Consider the following 18,172-nt stretch of genomic DNA (forward strand, 5'->3'; position numbering starts at 1 on the left):
GTTTAGGTCAAGGTGTGTCACTCCCCATAATGGCTCGAAGCTTTTCTGGCGAGGGAGCACCCATCACACTGTGCACGTCACCGTTATCATCCTGATAAAAGGTCGCTGGCGTTGCGAAGAGTTGGCCATCGCGCATTAGCTGGGTGTTTTCACTAACCCACTGCTCGCTTTGGTCATCACCTTGATTTTCGGGCATGGCACCGTTGCGGTAATGCTCAGCCAGCGCTTCGCCAGGATTATCCGCATTGAGTATCGCGGCTGCCTTTTCAGGGCTGTCTGCTTTGAGAATACCTACCATCAAATGACGAATCTGAACTTCGCCACTTTCTACCCAGGGTTGGGCGTCTTCCCACAGTTGTCGGCAGTAAGGACAGTTGGGGTCACTAAATGTATATACGATGCGGGGTGCCTCTTTATCGCCATCGCGCACCCAGTGTTGATCAGCCATTTCTTGCCATAGCTCGGCGTTTCTTGGGCCGTTGACGAGCTGCTCTAGCCGCTCAGCTGATACGTCCTGACCCTCGGCATTAATCAGCGTACCTATTACAGCATGCTCGCCTCCTGAGGTGAGGTATGCTGCGACAGTCTGACCACGAGCACTACCGGCATACCCAGTAAGTCCGTCAGGTGCATCGAATTCACCATGAATCGTAAGGCCTTGCTGTTCGAGCTCTTGAATAGGGGCAGGCCACTCATCCGCAGTCGCATGCAGGCTTGTTGCCAGAGCGACGCTAGCCCCAAGAGTTAGTGTAAGGCGTAGCGTTGTCATACAGGGGTAGAAAGCGAACATGTGTGTCATCTCCGTAGTGAGTCAGTTAGGGGCTGAAACGCTCAAGGCTGCGGTTGAGGGTGGCGCGAGAGAGCTCACCAAAGTGAGTATCTATAAGCGTGCCATCGGCGTTGTAATAAAGCGTTGTGGGCATGGCCATAGCGCCCACTTCGTGGCCGAGCGCATTGTTCCGATCAAGGTAGACATTATCGAGCGCGAGTGACTCTTGCTGTAAAAAGGCGTTAACGGTGCTGAGGTTCTCGCCCTGATTGACGAACACGAACGTCACGTCGTCTCGCTCTTGTTGAGCCTGCTCAAATACAGGCATTTCGCGACGACACGGCGGGCACCAGCTGGCCCAAAGATTGACCACCATGGGGCGATCAGCTTCGCTTAGCATAGTGGGAAGTGTCACTTCGTCATTCTCAAGCGTGGTTAACGGCGTCGGAGGAATGCTAGCACCTTGAGATACCATGAGTGCCAGTGCCCCCGCCGTCAGCGACCAGGTCAGCGCCCCTGATATTACGGCTATCCCGAGCGGTCTACGCTCACGAGGTTGGCGCCATAGCCGCCAGACAAGATAAACCAAGGCGACGACAAGGCCCGCTAGCGGCTCGAAACCGCGATCGCGTATGTCGAGCCACGACCAGAACGTGTCGTAGCTTTCACCATATTGGACGATAAAAATGAGTCGCGCCCCGATTACACCGAAGAACACGGCATTGAAGATGCCATCGCCCACGCTGACATTTCGACGGCGGCCTATCAAACCTCCGACGATCAGTGCGACAACTATCGAAAGCAATAGCAAAAGTTGCCCCACGCTTAGGCCTAACGGGCCGATGGCGAGGCTGCGATCCAGGGGACTCATGAACCACCTCCAGTGGTACTACTGCCGGTTTGTTTGGCTTGATCGAAGCGCTCCAGAAATGTGTCAGCGTCTAGCTCGCCGATAATGCGCGCACTGCGCCGCTCGTGGCCGTCAGAGCCGAACCACATTAGCGTTGGCGGCCCAACGATGCCAAAGTGCTCCATGATCTCCTTGTCAGATGCGTCGTAGTTAGTTACGTCGATGCTCAATCGTTGCACATTCTCCAGTTCGGCTTGAACAGTGGGGTCAGCGAAAACTTCCTGTTCGATCACCTTACAAGAGATGCACCAGTCGGCCGTAAATTCGACGAGCGTCATCTGGCCGCTAACCCCGGTCTGGGCAATACGGGCGTCTAGCGTGGCTAGATCTTCAACCTCATCAAAGGTAAGCGGTTGTTCATCGTTTAACACCGAATCTGCTGTGTTTGAACCTCCATTAGTGGATGTAAAAATCGCTAGCGGACGCCAGGGATCAGAGGCACCGCCGGCAGCACCGATTAACATTAGCGCGCTCCATATGGCTATGCTCGCTGCACTGGCGGTCAAGATTTGAGGCGTGATGCTACTATGGCCGTTGTTACGAGCAAGCGTCATGAGGGATATCGCAAAGCTAAGTGCTAGGGCGCCCCAAAGGCCGAGAACGATGGCATCAGGTATTACGCGAGCCACAAACCAAATCGCCATCCCCAGTAATACAAAGCCGAAAAGCGCTCTGATGCGAATCATCCAGGCACCCGGCTTAGGTAGAAGCTGGCTACCCACGGTGCCGATCAGGATTAGTGGTAGGCCCATTCCGAGTCCAAGCGATAACAGGGCTGCGCCGCCCAACCAGGGGTTGCCACTATCAGCGATGAACAGTAGCGCTCCCGCTAACGGCGCGGTCATGCAGGGACCCACCAGCAGTGCAGAGAGCACGCCCATGATGGCAACCCCTTTCAAGCGACCACCACGTTGACGCGACATGCCTGAATCAAGCCGCTGGCGAAGCGCTCTCGGCAGCTCTAATTCGAATAAGCCGAACATGGCCAAGGCGAGAACGATAAACAGTAGCGAGAACAGGCCGATAAACCAGACGTTCTGAAACAGCATCTGTAGATTGGCGCCTGCCATGGCAGCGGCCACGCCGAGTAACGCATAGGTGGCCGCCATGGGCAGGACGAAGGCAGTAGACATCACGAAGCCTGCCGCTCGGTGGCTCTCGCCCACCTCTCGTCGCCCCGCGATCAAGCTCGAAAGGATCGGTATCATCGGCAACACACAAGGCGTGAACGTCAGTAACAGCCCCATGCCGAAGAATGCCGCCAGCGTCCAGAACCAATTACCTCCGGCCAGTTGCGCCGCCAGTTGCTGGTCTTCTGCCATCGTAATTTCTGGGTCAGAAGTAGGGTTTTCTTCAAATGAGGATTCGTTCGTGGCATCCGATGGTTCGTCGGTTTTGGATATGTCCTGGCCAGCAGACGCTAAGTCAAAGGTCTGTTCCTGAGGTGGATAGCAAAGGCCCGCATCGGCGCAGCCCTGCCAGCGAAGAGTGATCGTCTCAACGTTGCCAGGCTGAGTAGTCATACTCAACGAATGACGATAGACCTCAGAGCGACCAAAATACTCGTCCTCAATAGTTTCCCCGTCAGGGATATTCAGCGATAGCTCACGCCCTTCGGCTTCGGCAGAAAAACGGTGGCGGTAAAGGTAGTAGTCGGGCTCGATTTGCCAATCAATCTCCAGAGATTCGCCATCATGGCTAAGTGTTGGCTTGAAGACTTGCTCTGGAGGAAGAACGCTCTCCTGCTGGCCAAAAAAAGATTGTGCAGTGGCTACTGTGGTAACGCTTAGCAACCCCAGTAATAGTACCCACTGCACCAGCCTAAAGCACATGGCCTCTTGTATCGGCCTGTTCATAGCTCGCATTTCCAGCACTCCTGATTCGATGCTGGATAGGATGGCTTATGGGGATTAACTGAAAATGAAGGTTTTCCTGCCTAGTGGCTTGGCTGGCGTACAGACGGCCCTACCTGATACTCGGGCAGTGACCGACGCACTGCTTTCAGCGGCCCGGAGCAGGGTCCCATGACGCCCTTCCCCGCCGTCAACGATGTTAGTTCAACACGAGAAGCGAGGTTACAGGATGGGTGCGAGTACAATTTTTGTGGTGCTGGCGGCGCTTTTCTGGGGGTTATCTGGCGGGATCGGCGGAATCCTTATAGCCGACGGTTGGGACGCGTTCGTGGTTTCCTTCTACCGGGTGCGATCGGACTACTGTGCGTCCTCATCTGGCTAATACTGCGTCCACACAGTAGTGGCCTGACAAAACGCCGGTTATGGTTCTGGTCAGTCATCGCCGGTGTCGGCGTAGGGGGTAACTTCTCGTTCTATTTCTTAAGCATTGCGCACGGTAGCGTTGCTGTTGCGGCTACATTGATGTACAGCGCCCCAGTCTTCGTATATCTCGTATCCTTCGCTCTAAGGCTCGAAAGTCCCACGCCGCTGAAGTGGGCCGCGATCGCAGTAGTGATTCTTGGTGTCGTATTGCTTACACTGATTTATGACGTCGGTGCGAGTGGCGTTACGGCGATGGGTGTAGGTGCTGGTCTGCTTGCCGGACTGTCCTACGCAATATTCATTTTCGGCTTCAAGTATGCGGCGCCACACGGTAGCCCGCAGGCTATTCTCTCTATCGCGCTTATGGTACTTGCCAGTATTCTTATCTGGCCGAGTGATGTTGGCCAGACGGTTGCTGTCCTGAGCACGCCGGATTGGCCGCTATTCGCAGTACTCGGTGTACTCGGCGCAGGTTTGTCTTTTGTTCTTTATATCATTGGTTTGAAACATACTGCCCCGGCCGTGGCCTCCGTTGTCGCAATGGTCGAACCGGTCACCGCGACGCTGTTCGGCGTCGTGGTGTTAAGCGAAACCCTGGTAGGGCCGCAAATTCTGGGTATGGGACTGATATTAGTCACAGTGACCGCGCTGAGCGTCTTTTCAAGCTCTGGACGGCCACCCTCCGGATAGAATCACTAGCTGGTTATCGTTCTGATCTAGGATCCAACGCTGTGATTACAGCTATCTGTAGGTATTGACGACTTGCGAAGGGTGAACAGAGAAAGGTAACGAGTTTTTTCTTGGCTTATTTGATATTTGCCTAACTAAATATTACAGAAGGCGCGGAGTAGCCAAACCGCTCAAACTACCCATTATATCAAAACTTACTAAATTTCCGCTATTGGCCGATAGATGAAGTTTTCAGTTCCACCCAACACCAAACGTGCAGGAAACTGGTATGGTAAAAATATTGGCTGATTATTGCTTACCAAAGCTTTGGCATAACGGCTGCTCAATTTCCAACTGCGACGGCGTACTCCTACGATACCTGTACATTGCATCTTGCCTAGCAGTGACAGGAAAGTCATAGTGATAAACAGCAGGTTCGCCAACTGGTGAGTCAGCGCCAGACATACCTGCCATTGAAAAAGCCAATCAATCCAAATCGGATCGACCGCCTGCCGCTCAGGTAATGCAAAAGGCTAAACATGACATTTTGCACTGGTGGCAATATCTCGATGACAATAGCTCGGTCTGTCATCAGTTTCGTGACGAAGCTGCCGTCGCGATTTCACTAGCCACCTCTTCAGCCTCCGTGGATATGCTATTTGATAGCGCCTTATTGCAAGTCCAACGAATAAAGGCCAATCAACATTAGCGAAATGGGTTGGGATGCGCCAATAAAGCGTGTGACCACTCTTGTGACAAGTAAAAGCCAAAGGTCATAACTGAATAAGTGTATTAATAAGGTAATTAAGAGATTGTGGCCACGATTTGGTCACAGGGTGGTCACAGACAAAAAATAAGGGCCTACGCATTAACGTAAGCCCTTGAAATTATGGCGCGCCCGGCAGGATTTGAACCTGCGACCCTCGGCTTCGGAGGCCGATACTCTATCCAACTGAGCTACGGGCGCTTGTGGGTGCGTATCGTAACTGTGCAGGGGCGCTGTGTCCAGCCGTATGGCGCTTGAGTACCTTTAGTCAATTGACCGTTTTCCCTGGTGTGGTGCATGCTTTGGGAGCACTTCTGCACCTTAGTCCATTGGGAACACAATAATATGAAAACATTTGCACGTAGCACGCTGGCACTGGGTATCTCACTGGCGCTGGTAAGCGCCGCGAACGCCGCTGATTTTGCTGATATGGATCCCGTCACTCTGCGCCTGGCCCACGTGGTCAATGAGCAGGATGGTTTCCATATCGCCGCCACCAAATTTGAAGAGCTGGTAGAAGAGCGCACCGACGGCAAGGTAGATATCGAGATTTACCCCAACGCCACCTTGGGTGATGAACGCACGCTGCTGGAAGGCATGCAGATCGGCACCGTGGATATGGGCGTGATCACCAACGGGCCGGTAGCCAACTTTGTCGAAGAGATGGCGGTATTCGAACTGCCTTTCCTGTTCCCCTCCCCGGAAGCCGCTTACGCAGTGCTCGATGGCCCGATTGGCCAGGAACTGCTCGATAAGCTTTCTGAGGTGAACCTGAAAGGCATGGCCTACGCCGAACGCGGCTTCCGCAACCTGACCAACAGCGAGCGTGCCGTAAACTCGCCGGAAGATCTGGACGGCCTGCGCATCCGCGTGATGGAAAACCCGGTCTACACCGACACCTTCCGCGAGCTGGGCGCCAACGCGATTCCCATGGCGTGGACTGAAGCGCTCACCGCCATGCAGCAAGGCACCATCGACGGCCAGGAGAACCCGGTGAACGTGATTCACTCGTTCAACCTGGATGAAACCCAGAACTACATGACCCTCTCCCGCCATACCTACGCCCCGGCGATTTTTGTGATGGGTATGCCCGCCTGGAACCAACTGCCTGAAAATGCCCAAGAGGTACTGCTAGCGGCGGCCCAGGAAGCAGCGGAGCATGAGCGCCAGGTGAACGCTGAGATGGAGAGCGAACAGCTGCAGGCGCTGCGTGATGCAGGCATGGAGATCAACGACGATCCAGATATGGAGGCCTTCCAAGCCGCCGTCGCGCCGGTATATGAGAAGTACGGCGAACAGTTCGGGGATTACCTGCCGCGCATCCAGGAAGCGCTCAAGTAATTCGCTTCCCATCGAGGCAGTCCGACATTAGATACAGTGCTTTTACAGCAGTGGCTGAGGGCTGTTCCCACGCCGGGACGGCCCTTCCAACCAAGAGACACGCCTGATGGCTGACACCACCCATACGAAGCTGGCAAACAGGCTCAATAAGATCAATCTCAATTTACTATTGGTTTTTCACACGCTGTATTGGAAAAGGAGTTTGACGCTCACCGCACAAGCGCTCTGCCTGACGCAACCTGCCGTTAGCCACTCGCTGAAAAAGCTCCGCCTGTTAATGGACGACCCGCTTTTCATCAAGACGTTGGACGGCATGCAACCGACCCCGCTTGCCCGACAGATGGATGCCGCCGTAGCCAAAGGGCTGTTCTATCTCGATCAGGCAGTCCACAGCAATAACGAGTTTTCGCCCGCCACATCAAAGCGGGAGTTTCGGGTCAGTTTGGTGGACTATGTCAGCCAACAGCTACAACCCAAGCTTATCCAGCACTGTTTGGAACACGCGCCAGATTTGTGTTTCAACATGCTCTCCACGCGCATCGCGAGCGCAGAGGGCGCCCAGCAAGTTCTTCAAGAGCACGATATTGACCTGGCGGTGGTGCAGTTCGAAACCTTGCCGCTCACCTCTCATCATGAGTACCTGTTTGACGATGTGATTGGCTGTGTGGGTGATGCGACATTTCATGGCGAGAGTAGCGCCATTACCCTTGAGGCGTTTTTAAACTCCCCCCAGGTCGCTTTGTCGCATCGTGAGGACAGCCCGCTGTTGATTAATGAAAAACTGAGGGAGCTGGGGTTAGAGCGCAAAATCGTCGCCAAGACGCCCTACATCAATCCGCTGCAGGAAATATTGGCGTCCACAGCACTGCTTTGTGTGGTGACAGAGAGCGCGGCCAGGGTCATTTGCCGCAACAATAGCTTGAAGTTCTACGCTCTGCCCCTGGACGTACCGGCGTTCAAAGTCTGCCTGTGCTGGGATGAAAGGAAGGATCACGATCCTGGCATACACTGGTTGCGGCAATTAACCCGGGAGCTGATGACACCAGCCCCCACTGCCCTGGGCGACCCTTAATCAAACCGCCAAGCTCACTCCACCGCCACGACTTTGCCTCGATTCAACAACAGCTTGGGGTCCAGAGCGACTTTCATGCGCTTCATTAAAGCTATCTCCTCTCTGGAGCGGGAAATACTTAGGTAATCGCGTTTTTCGAGGCCAATGCCGTGCTCGGCAGAGATCGAGCCGCCGTACTCTTTCAGGGGGGAGTAAACCAACTGCTCAACTTGGCGGCGGCTTTGCGAGCTGTCGTCGCGCACCGTGATCATGATGTGCAGGTTGCCATCGCCAAGATGGCCAAACACTATCATTTTACCTGTTTGGGGCCACTGCTCCTTGAGGTTTTTCTCCAGGGTATCGACGTACGCGTCCATATGCGGAATCGGCAGGCTGATATCATAGGAGAACATCGGCTTCAGCTGGTGCACCAGCACTTCGATATCCTCTCGGATAGCCCAGATGCCCTGGCGCTGGGCACCGGAACTGGCCAGCACAGCATCAGTAATCAAGCCGTCTTCCATCGCCTTTTGCAGAATCTCGGAGAAATGCTCCGCATCTTGGGTGTCATCTAGCCCCAGGGTTTCGATGATCGCGTAGAAAGGCGAGTCGTCGGCCAACGGGGGCGCGTGCTTGCCGCTTTCGGTGGTCACCAGCTTGTAGTGACTATTCCACAACGCCTCGAAGGCGCTAAGACTATTGGCGAGCTCTTGGGAGACCCTGCGTAACAGCTGGGTCAAGGCATCGAAGGAGGGCACCGCGACCAGTGCGGTTTGTTCGCTGGGCATATGTGGCTGCAGCCGGAGTACTGCACGGGTGACGATACCCAACGTGCCTTCGCTACCGATAAATAGCTGTTTGAGGTCGTAGCCAGCGTTATTCTTGAGCATTTTGTTCAGCGAGCTGACCACGGTGCCGTCGCTGAGTACGGCTTCCAGCCCCAGCACTTGCTGGCGCATCATGCCATAGCGAATGACCCGTATGCCGCCCGCATTGGTGGCGATATTGCCGCCAATAGTGCACGAGCCCCGGGCGCCAAGGTCGAGCGGAAACTGCATATCGATCTCCGCCGCGGCTTCCTGCACACGCTGGAGCGTCACCCCAGCCTGAACCTGAATCGTAGAGCCTACCAGGTCGACCTCTTCGATCTGGTTCATCAGTTCCAGGGAAACCACCAGTTCCTCGGGGCTGGCTTCCCCACCGTGCACAATGCCGGTCATGCCGCCATGGGTCACCACCAGTTGGTCGGCCTGGTAGCATAAGGCCATGACTTTGCTAAGCTGTTCGGTGTTGCGGGGCCTTACAATGGCCTTGGCACGACAGGGCGCCCCGGTAAACCAGTCGACGCTACGCTGGGAGACATCTTCACCGAGCAGCACGCCTTCTGGGCCGACTACCGCTACTAGGTCGTTAAGCAACTTATCCATTGGTTATTCCTGTTTTAGCTGGCGTTGCCATGATTAGTAAGAACATGGTTAGCAAGAGCGTGGTTATAAAGAGCAAGGGCAGCAAGACTTAGCCATCACCTAAGCCTTACAATTACCTTCCAAGGCATTTAATCAATCGTAATGTTTGCAGGCTAGCGCTAACCATCACCACTCTCAAGCCCTAGATCTATAAAGATTTTTTGGATTATTATCGCGAATAGTGGAATGAAAATAAGTAATTTGCCCTGTTAGTTCGATGTGATATAGATGAAGCCCAATAAGACAATAAGAACAGCCACCACTAGGAGATAATGTGAATCACAACGCCCGCTTCACCGCTCACGCCGCATCCTGTTATACAAGTAAATTCAAACAGTTAAACTTGACATTGCTATGCGCTGGCCTGCTTGGTTTACCGCTAATGGCCCACGCCGAGGAAATAACGCCTACCAATCTGCGCTTAGCGACCGTGGTAAATACAGAAGATACTTACCATATCGCCGCCGAGCGGTTTCAGCAGTTAGTCAGAGAACAGACCGACGGCGCGGTCTCTGTCGAGATCTTCCCCAACGCCTCTCTGGGAGACGAGCGCACCATTCTGGAAGGTATGCAGATCGGCACTGTCGATATGGGCGTGATCACCAACGGGCCCGTGGCCAACTTCGTTGATGAGTTCTCGGTTTTTGAGCTGCCTTTCCTCTTCCCTTCCGCCGAATCTGCCTACTCGGTGCTGGATGGTGAGATCGGCCAGGAGATACTGGGTAAATTAGAGAATGTGAACCTTAAAGGGCTGGCGTTTGCTGAGCGCGGTTTTCGCAATATCACCAATAGCCAGCACGCGATTAATGCGCCTCAGGATCTCGAAGGCCTGACACTGCGCGTCATCGAGAACGAGGTTTATGTGGATACGTTCCGGGAACTCGGCGCCAATGCCGTGCCCATGGCGTGGACAGAAGCGCTGACCGCCCTGCAACAAGGCACGATTGATGGTCAGGAAAACCCGGTTAACGCCATCCATGCCTTTAACTTGGCGGAAACCCAGGACTACCTCACCATGACGCGGCATATCTATGCGCCAGCGATCTTCATTATGAGCTTACCCGCCTGGAACGGCCTTCAAGAGGAGGTTCAGAAGATCGTACTCGATGCCGCCAGCGAAGCTTCTAGCTATGCCCGAGAACAAAATGCCATCATGGAAGCCGAGCAGTTAGCCGAACTGGCTGAGGCAGGCATGGAAATTAATGAGTCGCCCGAAATCGCCGCCTTCCAGGAAGCCGTTGCCCCGGTGTATGAGAAGTACGGTGATCAGTTTGGTGACTATCTGCAACGCATCCAGGAGGAAGTGAAGTAAGTGCCCACTCACACGCATCCATTGGTAATGTTGCTACAGCGTACTGAACGCTTTCTGGACGCCATTCTACAGCCCGTGGTCTTTGCGGGCATGGCGGCGCTGATTGGGGTGATTACCCTGCAGATCGTCTCTCGTGTGCTATTCACCGCCGTCGGCTGGACTGAAGAGGTCGCCCGCTTTCTGCTGGTGTGGATCACCTTCTTAGCTGGCACCTTGGCGTTTCAGCGCGGGCGACACATTGCCGTGACCTTTGTGGTGGATGCCCTGCCCGGCCGCCTGCGCCAAATCGCCCGGCTTGCCGCCCTGCTGATTGTTTTGGCGTTTATGATCACGCTGATCGTTATCGGCTACCGCTATATGCAGGTGCAGAGCTTTCAGAAATCCGCCTCGCTGCGGCTGTCGATGACCTACGTCTACGCGGTGATGCCAATCTGCGCAGCGATTATGGCGTGGTATGCGCTGGTCGATATCATCGAGCTGCTGATTAACGGTGAAACCTCCCAACCCCAGGAGGAGTCGCTATGACGCTGCTGCTGTTTGGGCTGTTCTTCCTGTTTATGCTGCTGGGCGTGCCGATTGCCTTTGCGATTGGCGCCAGCACGCTCTATGCGCTCTATCAATCCGGCGTGCCGCTGATGGTGGTCACCCAGCAGATGTTCCAGGGCATTAACTCCTTTGCCCTGGTGGCTATCCCGATGTTTATCCTCGCTGGGGATTTAATGGCCCAGGGTAAGGTGAGCGAAAAACTGGTCAGCTTTGCCGATTCGCTGGTCGGTTTTATGCGCGGCGGGCTGTCGGTGGTCTCGGTGATGGCGGGCATGTTCTTTGCGGCAATCTCCGGTTCTGGCGCCGCGACCACTGCAGCGGTGGGTTCCAGTCTGGTGCCTGAGCTAAAACGCAAAGGCTATGACCCGGCCTCAGCAGCCAGCTTGATCGCCGCCAGCGGCACCATCGGGGTGGTGATACCGCCCTCGGTGCCGATGATCATCTACGCGGTGATTGCCCAGCAGTCCGTTTCCAAGCTGTTTTTAAACGGTTTTTTGCCGGGTTTGGCAATGGGGCTAGGATTAATGGCCATTGCCATTGCTCAGGCGTATAAGCGCCAGTACCCCAAGGGCACGCCACTCTCGCTGGCAACCATCTGGACGACCTTTAAAGACGCCAGCTGGGGCTTGATGACGCCGGTGATTATCCTGGGTGGTATCTTCTCGGGGATCTTCACCCCTTCAGAGGCGGCGGTAGTGGCGGTGAACTACGCCATGCTGGTGTCGCTGTTTGTGTATCGTGACCTTAACCTGCCCCAGATTTATAAGCTGCTGATCCGTTCAGCGATGACCACCGCGGTGATTATGCTGGTGATTGCCATGTCGGCGGTGCTGAGCTGGACGCTGTCTAGCTGGCAAGTGCCGGGGGCGATTGCCCAGGCCGTGCTGTCGCTGTCTACCAACCCTTATGTGATTATGCTGCTGATCGTGGGGATCATTCTGCTCACTGGGGTGTTTATCGAAACCGCCAGTGCGCTGATTATCCTCACACCGGTGCTGCTACCGCTGGTGCTGCAGTTGGGGATTGATCCGATCCACTTTGGTTTGATTATCGTGGTGGGGCTCTCGATCGGCATGATTACCCCACCGGTGGCGATCAACCTCTACGTGGCATCCTCGATCACCCAGCTACCGCTGGAGCGCATTACCCGCGCGATCATCCCTTACCTGCTGGGGCTGATCGGGGTGCTGCTGTTAGTGGTTTACGTGCCGATTATGTTGGGTTGGTCGGGTGGTTAAGTCAGCGTTTGCACTTTTTAAAGAGAGCCTTATTGGCTCTCTTTTTAAGGTGACGCTTATCTAGCCTCAGTGCATTCATCGTGAATTCAAATAAGAAGTTCACATTGAATGTTCGCCAGCTTGGCACGACTTTCGAAACTGTCCCGGTGTTACTTCAAAGAGCTGGAAAAAACAGCTGCGAAAATGAGAGATACTCACAAAACCGGTGGCAACTGCCACTTCGGCAACGGGCTTGTTAGTTTGCTGAAGGAGCTGGCGCGCACGCGTTAGACGAAGTTCCATATAGTATCGAGAAGGGCTAGCATTAACGTAATTACCAAACATACGTTCTAACTGGCGTCTCGAAATATTAACCCAATTAGCTATTTCGGATATGGATAAAGGCTCTTCAATATTATTTTTCATCAATTGCAGCGATATTTTCAATTTTTCTGGCAGAGTGAGGTTTTGATCGACACCTATCGTTGAAATATCTGGGGAGTCTAAGCCCTTATCACAGCTAAGCATTTCTTCAACTGCACTGACCACCTCATTGCCACAATCAGTTCTGACTACTTCAAGCATCATGCTCAATGAGCTACTCGCCCCGGCACAGCTGATACGATTACGATCCACAATAAAGCTACGGCTAGATACCGATACATCCCAGAACTGCTCTGCCATCATCGCGCGGCCATCAGGATGATAAGCACACTGGTAGCCGTTCAATAATCCTGCCTCTGCAAGGAAGTAGGCGCCGTTCCATAACCCTCCTAACATCATGTCTTTGCTGTCGGCATGCCTCAGTTTGCTGCGCAGTAGGAGGGTTGTTTTAGGAAGTACACGCAGGCCACCGCATACAATCAGCACATCAATATTGAGGCTTGTAGCATCGAACTGGTCTAACGAATAATCCGCGGCCACCTCAATACCTAAGTCAGAAACCGTTGCAGGCGCCTCGCTACCCACCACCAAGACCTCATACATCGTAGTAGATTGCATTAAATTCGTTGTAACGAGTGCATCCACAGCGCCAGTGAAAGCCATCATTGAAAAATTCTCTAGCAGTATAAAAGCTACTTTTTTTGTTATCTTAGGCTTCCCTAAAGAGTCAGTCGAAGAAATGTAAGCCATGTTTTTATTTTTCAATATGCTTGAGAATTTATCCTTCATGATGAACCTCAATTTTTTAAGTCATAGTTATTGTTAAGCAAAAATCACGCCATGGAAAAATAAACCAATAAAATCAGGATAATTAGAATTCACCAACACCACAAGATCTCAAACCCAACCATGTAAAACCTGCCCAATCTTGTATCAAATTGACCAATTTACACGAACCCTACGTGACTGGTTAAAAATTAAAAAATAGTTATATTATTTAAAAACCTTATAGTAAAAGTACGAATTTCAGCCGTATTAGCCAATCGAGTATTACATCAGTCGGCTTTCACTGAACTTTTCGATATCGCACTGGGTAGAGATGGCTTTGTCATTTTCACTCATGAGCCTACTACTAATACAACCTTAGCCTCTAGCGTCCCGCGGCGCGAATCTTCCTCTCGCCTTACTTCGTCAGATAACAAAAACATACCCATCGCCACGTACTTTTTAAAAGTTCATCAAATGTCGCTATTTAGGCCCTTAGTGTCGCAAAAAATACCTTTTCGAAAGTCGTAACTGATTCAAGATGAAAATCCATCCCCCTGTCCTCTGAGAAATAAACTTATGAATAATCCTAAAAGCAAAAAAGTTACTCTGGGCGCTGCAACTCTTTTGTCCTTAACAACCATCGGGAGTGTCCAGGCAGAGAACATCTCGTTGAAATTCCATAGCGGGCTTTCACAATCTCGCCCTGAAGCAGAGCAGATCAACAGATTCGCTAGCTTAGTGAGTGAAAAGTCAGATGGCGAGCTTGACATCGAAGTCTACCATGCAGGCGCCTTAGGTCTTAAAGAAGCCGACATGCTGAGAGTATTGCAGCAGGGCATGGTCGATATGGCACTACTGTATGGTGAATATTACACACGTGATGCGCCTGCCTTGGCATCTGTATATGCTCAGGGCGCCATTACGGAATCTTCCCAACATGACGAAATTCTTGATGTAATCAGGGAACTCTATGAAGACGGCTTCTCAGATTGGGATATTCAAATCGTTGGTGGCGTCGTTGCTCCTATTTTCGATGTAGGTTTGCACTGCAAAGAGCCGGTACACTCCTTGGCAGACCTAGAGGATAAAAAAGTCCGCGTCTGGTCCAGACACCTTGTGGATACTTTTGAATTATTGGGCATTTCAGCTCAAGTCATTCCGCAAAACGATATGTATATGGCACTTCAAACAGGCGTTGTAGATTGTGCCTATTACTTATCTACCGTGGCCCCCACCGTTTCGCTTCAAGAAGTCACCGAGTACGAGTCTTACTTACACCCTTGGGCAGCCTCCCCATGGCTCTTTGGTATCAGTAAACAAGCGCTATCCCGCCTCAACGACAACCAACGTAAGGCTCTGGAAGAAGCCGGTGAAGAGATTTGGAACGAGACCCGCGCCACTGCTGTTGATCCAGAGCGCGAAGCGCAGGCGCGTCAAGAGCGTAAAGAATTGGGAATCACCATGCTTCCCGACTTCTCAGATGATGACGTTGAAACCTTTGTAGACGCCGCTTGGCAGGCGTGGCAAGCCATGGCGGAAAACGCAGGCGAGGACGGCACACGCTACTACGAGACAGTCACTCAAGCGATCTCCGAAGAGTAATGGGTACATAAACCAATCGAGAGCCAATACCTATTGGCTCTTTCTTTTTGGAGCTAGTCGTGATGATGAGAAAAATCAACACTGTACTGAACCATACCGCCTATGCCTTCTTTCTATTGGGCGTTATGAGCGGTATCGCAATGACGGCACTGATATTCGTCAGCACCTTGATGCGCTATCTGGGTGGTCATCCTTTGCGTTTTTCCGATGAGCTGGCGGGGCTGCTGTTCTTAACATTGACCTTCCTTTGTCTACCTTATGTGCTCAATAAGGGCCGCCACATACGCATAGAGATACTCGTCAACCTGATGCCAGCAGGGATCGCGAGGATAATGGACTTTATTGGCGTCGTCGTATTACTCACGTTCTGCGCCATCTTCGCCTTTGAGTCCTGGAATTTCATGAACTTCTCGTTCTCGCTCAATTCGCGTACGGATATCAGTAGCATTCTCTTATGGCCGTGGATGGCAATCATGCCTTTTTCCATGATGCTGTGCATCTTGATTCAGCTCAGCCATGGTTTTAAACAGCCCACGACAGACACTGCCTCAGCGGAGGATGCGATATGAGCTGGTTACTCTTGAGCGGGGCGCTAGTTCTATTTTTAACCAGTGGCGCAATCCTAGGGGCGGCGCTGGGGCTTACGGGTCTACTCCTGCTTCACTTTCAAGCTAACGGCGCCACCCCCTTGGCGATTAACGCAACTTGGAACATGCTAACGGATTTTACGCTAAGCGCAGTTCCTCTATTCATATTTTTAGGTGAAATACTTCTCGCAAGCGGCGTGTCAAAACGCGTCTATAACGGCCTAACCCCTCTGTTCGCGCGTGTTCCAGGGCAATTACTCCATACCAACATTGCCGTCTGCACGCTGTTTGGTGCGGTTAGCGGGTCAAGCACCTCTACCGCAGCCGCCATAGGCGCAGTTGGCTATCCTGAACTGACAAAACGTGGGTATAAACCAAGTGTAGTGGTGGGCACGTTAGCTGCAGGGGGCACCCTTGGGCTTCTCATTCCCCCCAGCTTGGCATTGATCATCTACGGAGCAACTCAAAACGTCTCTATCGGCCAGCTCTTTATCGCTGGTATGCTGCCAGGCTTGCTCATTGCTGCCGCCTTTTCCACATGGATCATGATCCGCTCTAAAATTGGCGAGCCAGTAACCCCTACGTTTAAAGAGAAAGTGACCTTCAAGCACGTAATAACTGGACTCAAGGAGATATGGCCTCTTCCCGTACTTATTTTCTTCGTGCTGGGAACTATTTACCTGGGGATCGCGACGCCTACGGAGTCGGCGGCTTTGGGCGTAGTGGCCAGTATCGTTTTAGGTTTAACATGGGGTGATTTAACCTTCAAAAGACTATGGCAGGCGTTTAAGCACGCCTCGATCATGTTTACCGCTATCGGTATGATTTTGATTGGTACAGTGATCCTTTCTCAAGCTGTCAGCCTACTAGGCATTCCTCGTACTGCAGTCGAAACGATTGGCAACTTTGGGCTAGGCCCATATGGCATACTTCTGATGATCGTCATCGTCTATATCGTGCTAGGTTGTTTCTTTGATGGCATATCACTGCTTCTCATGACTCTCCCCATCACCTTCCCGATGATCACAAGCTTAGGGTTCGACCCCATCTGGTTCGGTATTATTGTCACGCTACTTATAGAGATCGGTATGATAACGCCGCCCGTAGGACTCAATCTCTTTGTCCTATCATCCATTTCTAAAAATGAAGTTAATTTAACATCTGCTGCAAAGGCCTCCTTGCCTTACTGGCTTATTTTACTTGGCGCTATAGGCGTATTTACACTATTTCCTAACATCATTTTGTGGGTCACTACCTTTTAGAATAACCGCAATCCACTAAATGATATTGCTGAACTATAGGCCCTCTCTAGCTAAAGAGAGAGCCTATAGTTTAAATGCGATACTCATGATACTTACACCAACGTAGCTACCTCTGACACTCTTCCAACCAGAGCGACCTTATAAAAAGCTGGCAAGCTCGATCACGCAGCCACACTGGCTCGGGCTATAACCTGGCAGGCGCTGCACCGCCTCCTGGAAGGAAGCGCTGCGCAACGCTTGCAAAAAATCGTCAAATTTAGGCTCTTTCAGGGAGCGATTGTGGCAGGCCAGCAAGTAGTCTTCGGTGGCCAGCGGCACAAAATCAAGTCCAAACCGCTGCGCGGCGGCCTCGACACCAAAGCCTGCATCCGCCATTCCCGCCGCTACATAGGCCGCCACCGCCGAGTGGGTGTACTCCTCAATCTCATAACCGTTCACTTTGGCTGCAGCAATACCCGCCTCGGCCAGCAGGCCATCCAAAAGCTCCCGGGTTCCCGACGACGCCTGCCGGTTTATAAACGTGGCCGACCTGTCGGCCAGCGCTGCAACGCCATCAATCCCCAACGGGTTACCCGGCGCCACCATTAGCCCCTGTTGGCGGGCGATAAAACCTACCAGCCGATGATAGCGAGGCTTGAGCAGTCGGCGGTATTTGCGCCGCATGCTCTCGCCCACCGCGCCTCTGGGAAGATGGCAACCCGCCAGATCGCAGCTATTGCGGTTAAGCGCCGCCAACGCTTCCAGAGGGCTGCAGTACTGCAGGTCAAGCTGCAGATCCCCCAAATGCTGCGGCAGCAGCTCTATCGCAAAACCGTGGCTGGCGTGGAGACGCAGTACGGGGTGCACACCTTCCTGGTGCTGCTGGATGGCAAGGTTAAGCTCTGAGCTCAGGCTATCAAGCTGCGGGCTTAACCGAGCGGTGGCGCGTTGTTCGGCCCATAGCAGCTTTTCACCCAGCGGCGATAACCGCGCCCCTCGCCCACGCGCCATTTCTACCAAGGTGACACCAAAAAACTCTCCGCCCTGGCGCAGTAAATTCCACGCATGGCGGTAGGAAATACCCGCCTCTTCGGCAGCATGGGTCAACTTGCCATGACGATGCACCGCCCCCAGCAGGCGCAGAAGGTTGGTATCGAGACGGTGCCCATCTTCATCGCTAAAGCACCAGGTGGGCGTTACCTTGATCCGTTTCATAGGCAAACAATTTCATATTTTGCAGTCATTAACTTGATGCTAGCGTTAGATC

General features: G+C 52.8%; 14 protein-coding genes, 1 tRNA gene and 1 pseudogene. 9 read left to right on the plus strand and 7 right to left on the minus strand.

Features of this window, described 5'->3' with window-relative positions; translation table 11 throughout:
• Positions 1-7: 7 nt before the first annotated feature.
• Genes dsbG through dsbD form a run of 3 tightly spaced genes read right to left on the minus strand, consistent with a single transcriptional unit; the run spans position 8 to position 3,544 of the window.
• Positions 8-790, minus strand: coding sequence for a thiol:disulfide interchange protein DsbG (gene dsbG, locus HALTITAN_RS02475; protein WP_231125669.1), 783 nt, complete (start codon positions 788-790; stop codon positions 8-10).
• A gap of 25 nt (positions 791-815) precedes the next feature.
• Positions 816-1,640 carry a TlpA disulfide reductase family protein gene (locus HALTITAN_RS02480; protein WP_009286138.1) on the minus strand — a complete coding sequence of 275 codons (825 nt, stop codon included), beginning with the start codon at positions 1,638-1,640 and terminating at the stop codon, positions 816-818.
• Positions 1,637-3,544: a protein-disulfide reductase DsbD gene (gene dsbD, locus HALTITAN_RS02485; protein WP_233975283.1), complete on the minus strand. Its 1,908-nt coding sequence runs from the start codon at positions 3,542-3,544 to the stop codon at positions 1,637-1,639. Before dsbD ends, HALTITAN_RS02480 begins: the two co-directional genes overlap by 4 nt.
• A 217-nt stretch (positions 3,545-3,761) precedes the next feature.
• Between dsbD and HALTITAN_RS02490 the strand changes: the two are divergent.
• Positions 3,762-4,645: pseudogene (locus HALTITAN_RS02490) on the plus strand (DMT family transporter).
• Positions 4,646-5,514: 869 nt separating this feature from the next.
• On the opposite strand, the gene HALTITAN_RS02495 reads toward HALTITAN_RS02490, so the two are convergent.
• Positions 5,515-5,591, minus strand: a tRNA-Arg gene (locus tag HALTITAN_RS02495).
• Positions 5,592-5,735: 144 nt separating this feature from the next.
• Between HALTITAN_RS02495 and HALTITAN_RS02500 the strand changes: the two genes are divergently transcribed.
• On the plus strand, positions 5,736-6,731 hold the full coding sequence (locus HALTITAN_RS02500; RefSeq protein WP_039857582.1) for a TRAP transporter substrate-binding protein: 996 nt from the start codon (positions 5,736-5,738) through the stop codon (positions 6,729-6,731).
• Positions 6,732-6,837: 106 nt separating this feature from the next.
• A complete protein-coding gene (locus HALTITAN_RS02505) occupies positions 6,838-7,803 on the plus strand; it encodes a LysR family transcriptional regulator (protein ID WP_009286141.1) in 966 nt (321 codons plus the stop codon).
• A gap of 14 nt (positions 7,804-7,817) precedes the next feature.
• Here the strand turns inward: HALTITAN_RS02505 and HALTITAN_RS02510 are convergent, their stop codons facing one another.
• Positions 7,818-9,209 (minus strand): FAD-binding oxidoreductase, encoded by a 1,392-nt coding sequence (locus HALTITAN_RS02510; RefSeq protein WP_009286142.1) that lies wholly within the window; start codon positions 9,207-9,209, stop codon positions 7,818-7,820.
• Positions 9,210-9,522: 313 nt separating this feature from the next.
• Here HALTITAN_RS02510 and HALTITAN_RS02515 point away from each other — a divergent pair, with 313 nt between their 5' ends.
• From HALTITAN_RS02515 to HALTITAN_RS02525, 3 genes are read left to right on the plus strand one after another with little or no spacing between them, the layout of a single operon-like run.
• A complete protein-coding gene (locus tag HALTITAN_RS02515; RefSeq protein ID WP_009286143.1) occupies positions 9,523-10,560 on the plus strand; it encodes a TRAP transporter substrate-binding protein in 1,038 nt (345 codons plus the stop codon).
• 27 nt (positions 10,561-10,587) lie between these two features.
• Positions 10,588-11,085 carry a TRAP transporter small permease gene (locus HALTITAN_RS02520; protein ID WP_039858023.1) on the plus strand — a complete coding sequence of 166 codons (498 nt, stop codon included), beginning with the start codon at positions 10,588-10,590 and terminating at the stop codon, positions 11,083-11,085.
• Entirely contained in the window at positions 11,082-12,344 is a 1,263-nt protein-coding gene (locus HALTITAN_RS02525; RefSeq protein WP_009286144.1) for a TRAP transporter large permease, read from the plus strand. Before HALTITAN_RS02520 ends, HALTITAN_RS02525 begins: the two co-directional genes overlap by 4 nt.
• A gap of 99 nt (positions 12,345-12,443) precedes the next feature.
• Here the strand turns inward: HALTITAN_RS02525 and HALTITAN_RS02530 are convergent, their stop codons facing one another.
• Positions 12,444-13,496, minus strand: coding sequence for a GlxA family transcriptional regulator (locus HALTITAN_RS02530; RefSeq protein ID WP_039857585.1), 1,053 nt, complete (start codon positions 13,494-13,496; stop codon positions 12,444-12,446).
• A gap of 555 nt (positions 13,497-14,051) precedes the next feature.
• Here HALTITAN_RS02530 and dctP point away from each other — a divergent pair.
• From dctP to HALTITAN_RS02545, 3 genes are all read left to right on the plus strand, one after another.
• Positions 14,052-15,077 carry a TRAP transporter substrate-binding protein DctP gene (dctP, locus tag HALTITAN_RS02535; protein WP_009286146.1) on the plus strand — a complete coding sequence of 342 codons (1,026 nt, stop codon included), beginning with the start codon at positions 14,052-14,054 and terminating at the stop codon, positions 15,075-15,077.
• Positions 15,078-15,139: 62 nt separating this feature from the next.
• A complete protein-coding gene (locus tag HALTITAN_RS02540; RefSeq protein WP_027957883.1) occupies positions 15,140-15,646 on the plus strand; it encodes a TRAP transporter small permease in 507 nt (168 codons plus the stop codon).
• A complete protein-coding gene (locus HALTITAN_RS02545; RefSeq protein WP_009286147.1) occupies positions 15,643-16,926 on the plus strand; it encodes a TRAP transporter large permease in 1,284 nt (427 codons plus the stop codon). The genes HALTITAN_RS02540 and HALTITAN_RS02545 overlap by 4 nt, the downstream gene beginning before the upstream one ends.
• 138 nt (positions 16,927-17,064) lie before the next feature.
• Here HALTITAN_RS02545 and HALTITAN_RS02550 read toward each other — a convergent pair whose 3' ends face one another.
• Positions 17,065-18,120 (minus strand): substrate-binding domain-containing protein, encoded by a 1,056-nt coding sequence (locus HALTITAN_RS02550; RefSeq protein WP_039857588.1) that lies wholly within the window; start codon positions 18,118-18,120, stop codon positions 17,065-17,067.
• Positions 18,121-18,172: the final 52 nt, after the last annotated feature.

It is taken from the genome of Vreelandella titanicae BH1 (assembly GCF_000336575.1).
Taxonomy (GTDB): domain Bacteria; phylum Pseudomonadota; class Gammaproteobacteria; order Pseudomonadales; family Halomonadaceae; genus Vreelandella; species Vreelandella titanicae.